The sequence below is a fragment of the Pseudomonas sp. NFACC39-1 genome (genome assembly GCF_900110355.1).
GTDB lineage: Bacteria > Pseudomonadota > Gammaproteobacteria > Pseudomonadales > Pseudomonadaceae > Aquipseudomonas > Aquipseudomonas tehranensis.
This window is the reverse complement of the sequence record NZ_FODL01000002.1, coordinates 480,774-492,805: the sequence shown is the minus strand read 5'-3', so window position 1 is coordinate 492,805 and position 12,032 is coordinate 480,774. Positions and strand designations below refer to the sequence as shown.

Sequence of the window (12,032 nt, the reverse complement as noted above, 5' to 3'; positions counted from 1 at the left end):
GCCTCCGGCAGCTCCTACAGAGACCGTGTTCCCCCTGTAGGAGCTGCCAAGTGCAACGAGGCTGCGATCTTTTAGTCCTTATTTCTTCTTCAGGCAATCGCTCATGAATGCCTTGCGGGCATCGCCTTTCAGGGCCTGAGTGGTGGCGTCGGCGTTACAGGTTTTCATACGCTCCTGCGGCGTCGCCGGGGTGGCCTTGAGGCAGTTGCTCATGAAGGCTTTGCGCTCGTCACCCTTGAGGGCCTTGGCGCTGGCGTCGGCATTGCAGGTGGTCATCTTGTTCTGTTGGGCCGTGGCGGCAAAGCCCTGGGAAGACAGCAGCAACCCGAGCAGCAACAAAGGAACACGCAGCATCTTCATGATGTTTTCTCCTGACTGCCGCACGAGGGGTACGGCGATGAAATGCAGTGTAGACAAAGCCTGTCACACCTTCATCTGCGTGATTTTTTGTGCCGGATTGACCGTCTTCGCGAGCAAGCCCGCTCCCACGGATGACCGAGTTCCTTCAGAAAGAATGCGGTTCAAATGTGGGAGCGGGCTTGCTCGCGAAGAACGATAACGCGGTCATCCTGACGTTCTACACCCCCGCCGCCTTCAATCGCTGCGCATGCTCGACGAACAAACGAACCGGCTCGGCGCCCTTGCCCACCAGCCCCAGCGACTGATTGACGATGTCGAAGTGATCCAGCGGATAGTCATCGCCGATCACCGTGCCCAGGTGCGAGCTGTAGCGCCCGACCATGCCGTCGCATTGCCCGGCCTCGCGCACGAAGGTGCGAGCGAAGAGCCGGCAGGTACGGTTGGTACCGTCCAAGAGGTTAAGTCCCTTGTCGGTCTTGCCTGGTTGCAAGGTCCCGGACCAGGAGTAATAACGCACACCATTGACCTCTTCGGGTCCACTCCCACCCCACGTTTCTGGCAGGCCCTGCGGATAGTGCTGGTTGAACAGGGCCACGCCCGCGGTAGTGAGAGAACCGTGGGACGCCTGGATATCCACCGGCAACCTGGGCCCGCGATAACCGGTTTCCAGCAGGCTCATCAGGGCGCCGATCAACCGCAGCAAGGCACTGAGCAAGCGCCCCTTGACGCTGTCAGCCGGGTAGTGAGTCTGCAGGTAATCAGCCAGCTCGGAACCATGGTTGGTGCCGGCCACCGAGGTGACCGATGCCACCAGGTCCGGGCGCTTGGCCGCCGCGTAACGTGCCGTCAAGGCGCCCTGGCTGTGGCCGATCAGGTTGACCTTCTGCGCACCGGTTTGCTTCAGGATCTCCTCGATCCGCGCGAGCAACTGCTCGCCGCGCACCTCGGATGAGTGCAGCGGTGACACCTGCACAGCAATCACCACTGCCCCACCCCGGCGCAACGCCGAGACGATCCCGTACCAATACGGATACAGCACCAGACGAATGAACCCGAGCATTCCGGGGACCAGCACCAGCGGGTAACGAGTGGCGCACTGTTGTGACATGGCGACATCCTTGATCAATAGGTGGTCAGCATCGGTATCGATGATGACCCGTCTATGACACCCGCGCCATCAGAACGTCTGCGCCAACCCCAGCAAGCGTTGCTCGGCCTCGGCGCAAGACTGGGCGAAACTGCGCTCAGCCGACTCCTCGCCTTCGGCGGCAACCACCGTCACATCGGTGATACCGATAAAGCCCAGCACGGTGCGCAACAGCGTGTCGGCGTGGTTCATCCCTTCAAGCTGACCGCCGGGCCCGAAACCGAAGTCGCCACGACTGGTCACGATCAGCGCTTTCTTGCCCAGTACCAGCGGCTCGTACTGCGACACGCCGTTATCCAGGCTGTGGTTGAACGTCAGCCCGATCCGCACGATCTGGTCGATCCAGGCTTTTACTCCGCTAGGCACGCTGAAGTTGTGCATGGGTGCGGAGATGACCAACCGATCATGGGCCTGCAACTCCGTCACCAATGCATCACTGAGTGCCAGGTCCGCCTGCATGGTCAACGGGCGGGCTTGCGGTTCGGGGTAGAACGCCGCCGCGATGAATGCTTCATTGACCGGAGGAATCACGGTGCGCCCCACTTCGCGACGGGTCGGCTGGGAATGCGGATGAACCGCCTGCCAGGCCGAGACAAAGCTTTCGGCCAGACGTCGGGAGTGAGAGCGCTCGCCCCGAGGGCTGCCATGCACAACAAGAATTTTGCTCATCTGAATCTCCTGGGTTTGCGACTAGAATCAATCGACTCTTTTCGCTTCCAGCTTGACGTCCAACGCTACGGGCGGACAAATGAGCGCTTATCAAGCTAGATGAGATAATTTCATCCATGGCCATTCAGGAGATCTGTGATGTTTGCCACGCTGCCCCTCAACGCATTGCGCGCCTTTGAGTCTGCCGCACGGCTGCTCAGCTTCAAGGCTGCGGCGGCGGAGCTGTCGGTGACACCCACAGCAGTTTCCCATCAGATTCGCGCCTTGGAAACTTGGCTGGGTGTGCAGCTGTTCGAACGTCAGCCGCGCCAGGTGCGGCTCACCGACGGCGGCCAACGCTTGTTCAACAGCCTGCACGGGGCCCTGCTGGAAGTGGCGCAAAGCGTCGACACCCTGCGCCCACAACGCACCAATACCCACCTGACCCTTTCCACCACCGCAGCGTTTGCCAGCCTGTGGCTGGTGCCGCGCCTGGGCCGGTTTTATGCGCGTCATCCGAATATCAACGTGCGCCTGGACACCCACTGCGAAGTGGTCGATCTGCATCAGGACGCCAGCGTCGACCTGGTGGTGCGCTACAGCCTGGACAGCTACCCGAACCTGTACGGCCTGTGCCTTTTCGATGAACACTTCGGCGTGTACGGCTCGCCGGAACAAGTGGCCCTGGCCGCGCAGAGGCCGCCCACGCTGATCAGCGTGCGCTGGCATAACGCCAAACTGTACGCCCATGGCTGGGAAGCCTGGTGCGCTCAGGCCGGCGAAACCTGGCTGGCCCGGCAACCGTGCGTGCGCGAGTACGACGAGGAGCATTACGCCCTGCAAGCGGCGATAGCCGGGCAAGGACTGGTACTGGCGAGCAACATCCTCGCTTCCGAAAGCGTCGCCAGTGGCCTGTTGGTGGCTTATCGACCGCAGATTCAGGTCAACGGCGCTGGCTACAGTGCCTTGTGTGTTCCAGGCCGTGAACGCCATCCACCGGTACGGGCATTCTTCCAGTGGCTGGAAGAAGAGGCTCGGTTGTCCGGTCACGCACTGAAAAATTCAGTAAAACTATTCGAGGATCGCCTCGTCCAGACTTAGCGCGAGCAGGCTAATCTGGCTACCGGGTGGGCTTGACCGTCGCTGGCGCCTTGCCGGCTTTCATCTGTTCCAGCAACGGCGCGCACTGGTTCGGCTCGCCACCGCTGGGCGCAACCAGGGCCAACAACCCGGCCGCCGGCGCGGCAATGACGCCCAGCGCCACCATCCCGGCGCCACGCAGCATCAATGGCACAGCCTTGACGCCCGCCGCGGGCTTGGCGAAGGTGCCACGCACATACAAGGGCGAGCGCAGGGAAATCAAGCGCCAGCCCTTGGACTCCGGCGTAATGGTCAGGTCCAGTTGTTCGCTGGCCATGTTCGCCGTGCCATCGACGTAAATGATCGCGTTTGCAGTGTCGAACACGAACAGGCGAGTCGTCGCCAGGCCGGTCTTGATGTCGAAGTCCGCCGCCGCGCAGTTGATCTTCACTTCCTCGTCGCCAAAGATTTTTCCCACCACATAGTTGCCGACGTTCAGCCCCGCCAGCTCCATCAACTCCCGACTGATGGCGCCGTCGTTGATGAGCATTTTCAGCGTGCCATTGGCGGTGCCCAGCAACGCCGCCACCGAATTGCCACGGCCGGAGATATCGGCATCGCCGTTCAGTTCACCGAAGCTGGTTTTCATCGGCGCGAAACCGGGGAACAACTCTTTGAGCTTGAAACCCCGCGCCGTCAGCCTGGCCTTTCCTTCAAGGGGCCGGGTGCGGCCGTTGAGGCGGATCTGCGCATCAAGCCGGCCACCGGCCACACCGAAGCGCAGGGGCTCGAGGCTGAGTTGGCCATCGTTGAGCACCAGGTGCGTGTACAGGTCGGTGAAGGGTAACTGTTCGCTGTGGACGATCCGTTTGCCGGTGAACTCCACGTCGGCATCCATCACGCCCCAGCGCTCGGTACGAAACTCTTCCACGGGCAGGACTTTGTCGGACGGCTGTTTGCTCGCCCCGCCGCGGGCCTTTTGTTGCGCGTTGGAGTCAGCACCGATCAGCGGCGCCAGGTCGCTGAACAACAGCTGATTGGACACCAGCGCACCACTGAGTTTGGGCCGCGGCTGACTGGCCACGTAAGCCAGGTCACCGTGGATATCGCTATCGCCAATCTTGCCGTTGAAGGCCTCATAACGAAACAGTGCCCCGCCCGGTTCGTGGAGCTTGGCGATCAGGCGGCCATCGGTGGAATAGGGCGGCGAATCCGGCAGGGTCACGCCGGTCAGCGGGTAAAGATTGGCCAGGCTGTTACCGGCCAGTTTCAAGCGCAGGTCCAGCGCGCCCAGATTCATCGGGTCAGTCAGCGTACCGGCCAGTTCGACACGGGTATCGCCGACCTTCGCCTGGGCCTGCAACGGAAAAGGTTGCGACGCATCCTGTAGGGCCAATAGGCCGCCGACCTTGCCGGAGCCTGCGAGGCTCTGTCCGTGATACTGGCCGTTGACCTTGAAGGCAAACGCATAATCCTGGGGAGCCGCGCCTGCGTCACGGGCTTTTTTCGCGGCATTGTCACCGACGATATCGCTGAACGGGATGGGTTTGCCCAACGGGTCGATCAACAGGTCCAGGCGGGTTTTCAGCGTCTGGTCATCAAGGGTCACATGGCCTTTGTCAAAGCCGATGGTGCCAATGTCCACGGTCCAGCTGGACGGCTCGGCATCCGGGTCTTTCGGATCGAACTCGAACGTCCAGTTGGCACGGCCATCAGCCAGGCGTTGCAGGTTGGCATCGGGCTCCGTCAGGTCGATGCGGGGGATTGCCACTCGCCGGGCCAGCAAGGCCAGGGGCGAAATGCGTAATTCGACGCGCTTGAGCGTGACCATTTGCGCAGTTTTCGACCAGTCCGGGTTGCCCAGGCTCAAGTCTTCAGCCACCACATGAGGCCACGGCACCCAGGCCCGCCAGCCGCCCTCCCGCGGCTCACGTTGCCAAACCACCGCCAGGTTGCCATTGATGGCGAACGGGCGATGCAACTCTTCGGAAACCTTCGCGTTGAGCGGCGGCTTTATCCGGTTCCAATCGAAGAACGCGATGACCAGCACCAATACGGCCAGCAGGACAACAAGACTGGCGAGGGTCCAGGCGAAGATTTTTGAGGTGCGCGTCATGCACAAGGCTCCTGATGACAAATCTGCGTCCGGACGGCGACGCCTTGGAAACACGAACCTGTAATCGGCTCGTTATGAAGAGTAGGACTGGCAATACGGCCAACTGGTTTAACACTTTGGGCGACGGGCGGTACAAAAAATTGAAAAAATCCTGACCAAACCGCCAACTACCTGTTACCGCCCCCGCACTTTTGCGTGGCATGAATGGGTATAAAATACCCACTGCAGTGCAAAACCACACCGCGCAAAGGCCCGTTCTAGAGCCTTTCCACAGAACAATCAATTCCGTTGATTATTACCATTGTCTTTATGAACTTTTATATCGACTTATCGAGAGTAGCATTGGCTCCGTACCCACTTTATCGCCCTTCCAAGGAGCACTGATCATGAAACGCCAATTGCTGATGAGCCTTACCCTTTCAATGCTGGCTTCCACCGCTTTCGCACTGCCAGCCTCCGAACAAGCCACGCCACAGGTCAAGGACAGCCGTTCGGTCTATAGCCAGACCGTTGCTGAAGATGGCTTCGATCAGACCCGTCAAGGTCAGGAACTGGCTGAAGGCGGCTACGAACGTACCCGTCAGGGTCAGGAAGTTGCCGAAGGTGGCTACGAACGTACCCGTCAGGGTCAGGAAGTTGCCGAAGGTGGCTACGAACGCACCCGTCAGGGCCAGGAAGTCGCCGAAGGTGGCTACGAACGCACCCGTCAAGGCCAGGAAGTCGCTGAAAATGGCCGTCGTCGCCTTGAAGAAAAAGGTCTGGTTGAAGGCGGTTACGAGCGCACTCCACAAGGCGAAGCCGTTGCCGAAGGCGGTGGTGACCGCGTGAACGAACGCAACAGCGCATTGAGCTGAGCCCATGGTGGCCTGCGAAAAAGCCCGATTCCTGCAATCGGGCTTTTGATTTTCCGAGACCCTCGTTTCCCCGCTTGATCCCCCTCTACCGTTCGACGTCGGCAAAGCCGATTTGCTAGAGTGCGTCGCTTCCGTGAATCAGAAGTCAGCCCTGCGATGCTGCCCCGCGCCGAACAGAAACAACAGACCCGAAATGCCTTGATGGATGCCGCCCGTCATTTGATGGAGTGCGGCCGAGGGTTCGGCAGCCTGAGCCTGCGCGAAGTCGCCAGGACCGCCGGCATCGTCCCCACCGGGTTCTACCGGCATTTCGACGACATGGACCACCTGGGCCTGGCACTGGTCAGCGAAGTCGGCCAGACCTTCCGCGAAACGATCCGGCTGGTACGTCACAACGAATTCGTCATGGGCGGCATCATTGATGCCTCGGTGCGTATTTTTCTCGACGTGGTGCAAGCCAACCGCTCGCAATTCCTGTTTTTGGCCCGTGAGCAGTACGGCGGCTCCCTGCCCGTGCGCAAGGCCATCGCCTGTCTGCGTGAAGGCATCAGCTCGGACTTGGCCGCCGACCTGGCACTGATGCCCAAATTGCAGCACTTGGACCTGCCTGCCTTGAGTGTAATGGCCGACCTGATCGTCAAAAGCGTGTTCGCCACCCTGCCGGACATCATCGACCCGCCCGCCGAAGCCTTGCCCGAGCACCTCACCCCGCAAGTGAAAATCACCCAGCAATTGCGCTTTATCTTCATCGGGCTCAAGCATTGGCAAGGGCTGGGCAGTACCGAGTAGCCGCCGAGATGTTTCCTTTGTGGGAGCGAGCCTGCTCGCGATAGCGGTGGGTCAGTCAGCGTTGGTTTTACTGATGCACTGATATCGCGAGCAGGCTCGCTCCCACAGTGTTTCGTGCAAGCTGCAAAATGGTGCGCAACATCGAAAAGCGCACCATAACGGCACGCAATCCGCCCCATCCTGAAACGCCATCCCAGCTATTTCCTACATCCCCTTCGATTGGCAAGCCCCTTGCTCTAAACACAGCACCGTTCATTGCTGGAAGCCTTCCGATGCTGGTGATTCATCGCAGAATCGACACTCAACCCCGCTGGGACGCCGAGCTGCACCTGACCTTCGATGCCCGCAGCAAAAGCCGCCTGCGCTGTTTCAGTGCCGAGGGTGAAGACGTGGGTTTGTTTTTGGAGCGAGGCCAGCCGCCGCTCTACGATGGCGAATGCCTGCAAGCTGAAGACGGACGCATCGTGCGCGTCTGCGCCCGCCCCGAACAATTGCTGCATGTCACCTGCGCCAATGCATTCGAGCTGACCCGCGCGGCCTATCACCTGGGCAATCGCCATGTCGCCCTGCAAGTGGGCGATGGCTGGCTGCGTCTGCTGGACGATTACGTGCTCAAGGCGATGCTCGAACAATTGGGTGCACGCGCCGAAACCATCGAGGCCGCGTTCCAGCCGGAACACGGCGCGTATGGCGGTGGTCATCATCATTCCCGACATGGCGACGAAGATTTCAACTACGCACCACGCCTGCATCAGTTCGGCGTACGCACATGAATCCGGCATGGGCGCTGCTGCGTCTGGCCAGCCCGCAATTGCCGATCGGCGGCTACAGCTATTCCCAAGGGTTGGAGATGGCGGTGGATAACGGCCAGGTCAAAACCTGCGACGACGCCCGTCGCTGGATCAGTGATCAGTTGCTGTTGAACCTGGCGCGCTTCGAGGCTCCTTTGCTGCTGGCCCATTGCACCGCCGCCGCAGCCGACGACTGGCACGCCTTGCTGCAACACTGCGAGGAACACCGCGCCAGTCGGGAAACCCGCGAGCTGCATCAGGAAAGTCGGCAGATGGGTTACTCGTTGCAGCAGTTGCTGGTCGGCTTGCCGGAACTCGATGCCGCGGCACGGAGTTTCCTTGAACAACGTACCGAACCGCACCTGGCCCTGGGCTGGGCCCTGGCGGCCCGCGCCTGGAACATAAGCCCCCGGGACGCTCTTGCCGCCTGGTTATGGAGCTGGCTGGAAAACCAGTTGGCCGTCCTGATGAAGACCCTGCCCCTGGGCCAGCAAGCCGCCCAGCGCCTGACCAGCGAACTGCTGCCGCTGCTGCAAGAGGCCCAACACAACGCCTCGAACATTGATCCCGACCATTACGGCAGCGCCACGTTTGGCCTGTCCCTGGCGTGCATGGCCCATGAGCGCCAGTACAGCCGCCTGTTCCGTTCCTAGGAGACCCTCATGAATACACAACCTCTGCGCGTCGGTATCGGCGGCCCGGTAGGCTCCGGCAAAACCGCCCTGACCCTGGCCCTGTGCCTGGCCTTGCGGGAGCGCTACAACCTGGCGGTGGTCACCAACGACATCTATACCCGCGAAGATGCCGACTTCCTGGTGCGCAACCAAGCCCTGGCGCCGGAGCGGATCATCGGCGTGGAAACCGGCGGTTGCCCGCACACGGCGATTCGCGAAGACGCCTCGATCAACCTTGAGGCCGTGGATCAATTGAACCGACGGTTTCCGGGGCTGGATCTGATTTTGGTGGAATCGGGTGGCGACAACCTTTCGGCGACCTTCAGCCCGGAGCTGTCGGACCTGACCATTTATGTGATCGATGTCTCGGCCGGCGACAAGCTGCCACGCAAAGGCGGGCCGGGCATCTGTAAATCCGACTTGTTGGTGATCAACAAGATCGACCTGGCGCCGCTGGTGGGTGCGTCCCTGGAAATGATGGACAGCGATACCCGACGGATGCGCAACGGCAAGCCGTTCGTGTTCAGCAACCAGAAAACCGGCCAGGGCCTGGAGCAGATCATCGCCTTCATCGAACGCCAGGGCCTGCTGACCGCCGCCTGACTTTTCAACTTCAACGGTTCACACGCTCAACAAGGAAGCTTATCCATGACATACAAACGCCTGCTTGGCGCCCTCGCCCTGTTGCTGACTCCGGCCTTGGCCTTTGCCCACCCCGGCCACGGCGATAACGGCCTGATGGCCGGCCTCGGTCACCCCATCGGCGGGCTCGATCATCTACTGGCGATGTTGGCGGTCGGCTTGTGGGCCGCCCAACAACAAGGCGCAGCGCGCTGGGCGCTGCCGTGCACCTTCGTCGCCAGCATGCTGATCGGCGGTTTGCTGGGCTTTGAAGGCCTGGGCCTGCCTGCACTGGAAAGCGGAATCGCCGCCTCAGTGCTGGCCCTGGGCCTGGCGGTGGCACTGGCGGTACGCCCGCCGCTGAGCCTGGCGATGGGCGCGACGGCGGTGTTCGCGCTGTTCCATGGCGTGGCCCATGGTCTGGAACTGCCGGACATGACAAGTCCTTGGGCTTATGCGGCCGGTTTTGTCGCGGCCACGGCGGTGTTGCATGGCGCAGGTTTTGCGCTGGTGCGCGTTTTGCCACGAGCGGCCGCGCCCCTGGTGCGTCTGGCCGGAGCGGGTTCGGCGGCGGCTGGGGTGTGGTTGTTGGCGGGTTGATTTTATCGGCGCCTTCAAGGGTCCCTTCGCGAGCAAGCCCGCTCCCACACAAGTTCGGTGTACACCGATCAACTGTGGGAGCGGGCTTGCTCGCGAAGTCGGCTTGGCAGCTCCCCATCTCTCGAACTTGCCACTCTGCTACCATGTCGCGCAATCACCCTCCAGCCGTGACGACGCCCACCAATGCCCGATGCTTCCCGCCCTGCTCCTGCGCCTGAACTGACCGCCCTGTTCGCCACGGTACGTCAGCACTTTCACGAGGTGATCGTGCCGATGTGGCAAGGCCCGGGATGGAATGCCGAGCTGGCGCTGCCCTATGAATCCCTCAATACCCGGCACAAGCCTCTCGCGCCCCAGCGCTACCGGGCCATGGCCTGTGCTCGGCAGTTGTATGTGTTTGCCAGCCTGATCGGCGAAGTGCCGCAGGCCGAAGAACGGGCCGGCGCACTGTTCCGCTCGCTGCAGCGGCACTTCCATGATGGCGAACATGGCGGCTGGTTCTACAGCATTGACCCCCAAGGCGCACCGCTGGACACCGGCAAAGACCTCTACACCCACGCTTTCATCCTGTTTGCCTGCGCCCATTACTGGAGCAAGGTTCGCGAGCCGCTGGTGGAGTCGGTGCTCAACGCGGCCCTGGAAGTCATCGCCCGGCGCTTTGCGACCGGAGACGGCCTTTACGAGGCCAGCCTGGGACGCGATTGGTCGACCCGCGAATCCGGCCCGCTGCAAAACCCGCTGATGCATCTGGCCGAAGCCTTCCTCGCCACCCTCTCGGTTCGCGACGACGTCAACGTGCGCCAGGCATTGCTGGCCCTGTGCGATGCCATGTTCAAGCACTTCATCGACCCGCAGCAGCGCGTCATGATGGAAAAGCCGGTCAAGGCTGTGGATAACTGGTTTGAGCCAGGCCATCAGTTCGAGTGGTATTACTTGCTGGCCTCATCGTCCCTGTTGCGCGGCGGCAAGTTGCACACAGCCCTTGAGAGCAGCTTCAGCCGTACCGAACAGCAAGGCGTGAGCCCGCAGTCCGGTGCGGTGTGCGCCATGCTGAGCCTGGGACCACAGGTACCGCGGGACGCCACCCAGCGCATCTGGGCTCAGGCGGAATATTTGCGGGCACTGACATTACGCCCCGGCAATCAGGGCGCATTGCTGCATCAACTACAGGCGTTGCAGCAGCACTTCCTGCATGCCAAAGGCTGGAACGAATGCCTGGACGCCGACGGCACTGTCAGCCGCCAGGACATGCCATCGACCACGCCGTATCACCTGCTGACCTGCTATCGCGGGCTGGCCGATTATCTGGCCTGACGCACCTGTGGCGAAAATGCTCGCCCCCCGCTCGACTGCGCTGTAGGAGCTGCCGAAGGCTGCGATCTTTTGATCTTGGCAAAATCGCAGCCTCGCTTCGCTCGACAGCTCCTACAGACCCAACGGGTGCAAGCATCCTCGCCACAGATGACCACATTTCCAATTCAAATAACGTCAACCGTTAAGCCATGTTGCGCTCAATGGCAAACCCGGCCCACGTCTGGCTCACCGGCATCAACTCCAGGCTGTTGATGTTGATGTGGGCCGGCGTGTTGAGCACCCAGAAAATGGTGTCGGCGATGTCCTGCGGCTGGATCGGCTCGGCCCCGGCATAGGTCGCGTTGTAGCGTTCCTGATCACCGGCAAAGCGCACCAGAGAAAACTCGCTCTCGCACAGACCCGGCTCGATGTTGCTCACCCGCACGCCTGTACCTTGCAGATCGCAACGCAGATTCAGGGAGAACTGTTTGACGAACGCCTTGCTCGCCCCGTACACGTGGCTGCCAGGGTACGGATAGTTACCGGCGATGGACCCCAGGTTGACGATCCCGGCACCACGGCCATGAGCGATCAGCCGCGGCAACAGCAGGCGAGTGCTGTAGATCAAACCTTTCACGTTGGTATCGACCATCGTGTCCCAGTCATCGAGGTCGCACTTGGGCGCAGGATCAACGCCCAGCGCCAGGCCGGCATTGTTGATCAAGCCCCGCAACTTGGCGAAGGACGGCGGCAGGTTGGCAATCGCCTCCTCCATGGCTGTGCGGTCCCGCACGTCAAGCACCAGACCATGGACTTCAGTCTGCTTCGACAACTCGGTGCACAGGGCGGTGAGGCGTTCTTCACGACGACCGGTCAGCACCAGTTTCCAGCCTGCTTCGGCAAAGCGACGGGCACAGGCTTCACCGAAACCGGACGTTGCGCCGGTAATAAACAGGGTGTTGGACATCGTGTTCTCCTTGGGGCTCAAAACAGCCAATGAATGGAAATCGGCCCCCAGCATGCCCGGCCTGGCACAGCATGGGCAAGACTTCTGGAAGC

13 protein-coding genes are annotated in these 12,032 nt (G+C 61.3%); 8 read left to right on the top strand and 5 right to left on the bottom strand.

Annotated features, from left to right (window positions below; translation table 11 throughout):
* Nucleotides 1-78: 78 nt before the first annotated feature.
* The 3 genes from BMY45_RS06510 to BMY45_RS06500 all read right to left on the bottom strand — a co-directional run bounded on the left by BMY45_RS06510 (nucleotide 79) and on the right by BMY45_RS06500 (nucleotide 2,176).
* On the bottom strand, nucleotides 79-360 hold the full coding sequence (locus BMY45_RS06510) for a PsiF family protein (RefSeq protein WP_092395822.1): 282 nt from the start codon (nucleotides 358-360) through the stop codon (nucleotides 79-81).
* Between the two features lie 217 nt (nucleotides 361-577).
* Nucleotides 578-1,468 carry an esterase/lipase family protein gene (locus BMY45_RS06505; protein ID WP_092395820.1) on the bottom strand — a complete coding sequence of 297 codons (891 nt, stop codon included), beginning with the start codon at nucleotides 1,466-1,468 and terminating at the stop codon, nucleotides 578-580.
* Nucleotides 1,469-1,537: 69 nt separating this feature from the next.
* Complete coding sequence (locus BMY45_RS06500) at nucleotides 1,538-2,176, bottom strand: FMN-dependent NADH-azoreductase (protein ID WP_092395818.1); 639 nt, start codon at nucleotides 2,174-2,176, stop codon at nucleotides 1,538-1,540.
* A 138-nt stretch (nucleotides 2,177-2,314) separates the two neighbouring features.
* Here BMY45_RS06500 and BMY45_RS06495 point away from each other — a divergent pair, with 138 nt between their 5' ends.
* On the top strand, nucleotides 2,315-3,256 hold the full coding sequence (locus BMY45_RS06495; RefSeq protein ID WP_092395816.1) for a LysR substrate-binding domain-containing protein: 942 nt from the start codon (nucleotides 2,315-2,317) through the stop codon (nucleotides 3,254-3,256).
* A gap of 19 nt (nucleotides 3,257-3,275) precedes the next feature.
* Here the strand turns inward: BMY45_RS06495 and BMY45_RS06490 are convergent, their stop codons facing one another.
* Entirely contained in the window at nucleotides 3,276-5,351 is a 2,076-nt protein-coding gene (locus tag BMY45_RS06490; RefSeq protein WP_092395814.1) for an AsmA family protein, read from the bottom strand.
* 386 nt (nucleotides 5,352-5,737) lie between these two features.
* Between BMY45_RS06490 and BMY45_RS06485 the strand changes: the two genes are divergently transcribed.
* The 7 genes from BMY45_RS06485 to BMY45_RS06455 all read left to right on the top strand — a co-directional run bounded on the left by BMY45_RS06485 (nucleotide 5,738) and on the right by BMY45_RS06455 (nucleotide 10,994).
* Nucleotides 5,738-6,205 (top strand): hypothetical protein, encoded by a 468-nt coding sequence (locus BMY45_RS06485; RefSeq protein WP_092395812.1) that lies wholly within the window; start codon nucleotides 5,738-5,740, stop codon nucleotides 6,203-6,205.
* A gap of 156 nt (nucleotides 6,206-6,361) precedes the next feature.
* Entirely contained in the window at nucleotides 6,362-6,994 is a 633-nt protein-coding gene (locus tag BMY45_RS06480; protein WP_092395810.1) for a TetR family transcriptional regulator, read from the top strand.
* Between the two features lie 272 nt (nucleotides 6,995-7,266).
* On the top strand, nucleotides 7,267-7,767 hold the full coding sequence (gene ureE, locus BMY45_RS06475) for an urease accessory protein UreE (protein WP_092395808.1): 501 nt from the start codon (nucleotides 7,267-7,269) through the stop codon (nucleotides 7,765-7,767).
* A complete protein-coding gene (locus BMY45_RS06470; RefSeq protein ID WP_092395806.1) occupies nucleotides 7,764-8,438 on the top strand; it encodes an urease accessory protein UreF in 675 nt (224 codons plus the stop codon). The genes ureE and BMY45_RS06470 overlap by 4 nt, the downstream gene beginning before the upstream one ends.
* A 9-nt stretch (nucleotides 8,439-8,447) precedes the next feature.
* Nucleotides 8,448-9,062 (top strand): urease accessory protein UreG, encoded by a 615-nt coding sequence (gene ureG, locus BMY45_RS06465; RefSeq protein ID WP_092395804.1) that lies wholly within the window; start codon nucleotides 8,448-8,450, stop codon nucleotides 9,060-9,062.
* 45 nt (nucleotides 9,063-9,107) lie between these two features.
* The gene (locus BMY45_RS06460; protein ID WP_092395802.1) at nucleotides 9,108-9,680 is read left to right on the top strand and encodes a HupE/UreJ family protein; all 573 of its coding nucleotides are present in this window, start codon (nucleotides 9,108-9,110) and stop codon (nucleotides 9,678-9,680) included.
* A gap of 183 nt (nucleotides 9,681-9,863) precedes the next feature.
* A complete protein-coding gene (locus tag BMY45_RS06455) occupies nucleotides 9,864-10,994 on the top strand; it encodes an AGE family epimerase/isomerase (RefSeq protein ID WP_092395800.1) in 1,131 nt (376 codons plus the stop codon).
* A gap of 181 nt (nucleotides 10,995-11,175) precedes the next feature.
* Here the strand turns inward: BMY45_RS06455 and BMY45_RS06450 are convergent, their stop codons facing one another.
* Entirely contained in the window at nucleotides 11,176-11,940 is a 765-nt protein-coding gene (locus tag BMY45_RS06450; protein ID WP_092395798.1) for an SDR family oxidoreductase, read from the bottom strand.
* Nucleotides 11,941-12,032: the final 92 nt, after the last annotated feature.

What these genes read in the sequence shown, in the direction of transcription:
- BMY45_RS06510 (WP_092395822.1), bottom strand. Translation starts at nt 360, where the DNA reads ATGAAGATGCTGCGTGTTCCTTTGTTGCTGCTCGGGTTGCTGCTGTCT.
- BMY45_RS06505 (WP_092395820.1), bottom strand. Translation starts at nt 1,468, where the DNA reads ATGTCACAACAGTGCGCCACTCGTTACCCGCTGGTGCTGGTCCCCGGA.
- BMY45_RS06500 (WP_092395818.1), bottom strand. Translation starts at nt 2,176, where the DNA reads ATGAGCAAAATTCTTGTTGTGCATGGCAGCCCTCGGGGCGAGCGCTCT.
- BMY45_RS06495 (WP_092395816.1), top strand. Translation starts at nt 2,315, where the DNA reads ATGTTTGCCACGCTGCCCCTCAACGCATTGCGCGCCTTTGAGTCTGCC.
- BMY45_RS06490 (WP_092395814.1), bottom strand. Translation starts at nt 5,351, where the DNA reads ATGACGCGCACCTCAAAAATCTTCGCCTGGACCCTCGCCAGTCTTGTT.
- BMY45_RS06485 (WP_092395812.1), top strand. Translation starts at nt 5,738, where the DNA reads ATGAAACGCCAATTGCTGATGAGCCTTACCCTTTCAATGCTGGCTTCC.
- BMY45_RS06480 (WP_092395810.1), top strand. Translation starts at nt 6,362, where the DNA reads ATGCTGCCCCGCGCCGAACAGAAACAACAGACCCGAAATGCCTTGATG.
- ureE (WP_092395808.1), top strand. Translation starts at nt 7,267, where the DNA reads ATGCTGGTGATTCATCGCAGAATCGACACTCAACCCCGCTGGGACGCC.
- BMY45_RS06470 (WP_092395806.1), top strand. Translation starts at nt 7,764, where the DNA reads ATGAATCCGGCATGGGCGCTGCTGCGTCTGGCCAGCCCGCAATTGCCG.
- ureG (WP_092395804.1), top strand. Translation starts at nt 8,448, where the DNA reads ATGAATACACAACCTCTGCGCGTCGGTATCGGCGGCCCGGTAGGCTCC.
- BMY45_RS06460 (WP_092395802.1), top strand. Translation starts at nt 9,108, where the DNA reads ATGACATACAAACGCCTGCTTGGCGCCCTCGCCCTGTTGCTGACTCCG.
- BMY45_RS06455 (WP_092395800.1), top strand. Translation starts at nt 9,864, where the DNA reads ATGCCCGATGCTTCCCGCCCTGCTCCTGCGCCTGAACTGACCGCCCTG.
- BMY45_RS06450 (WP_092395798.1), bottom strand. Translation starts at nt 11,940, where the DNA reads ATGTCCAACACCCTGTTTATTACCGGCGCAACGTCCGGTTTCGGTGAA.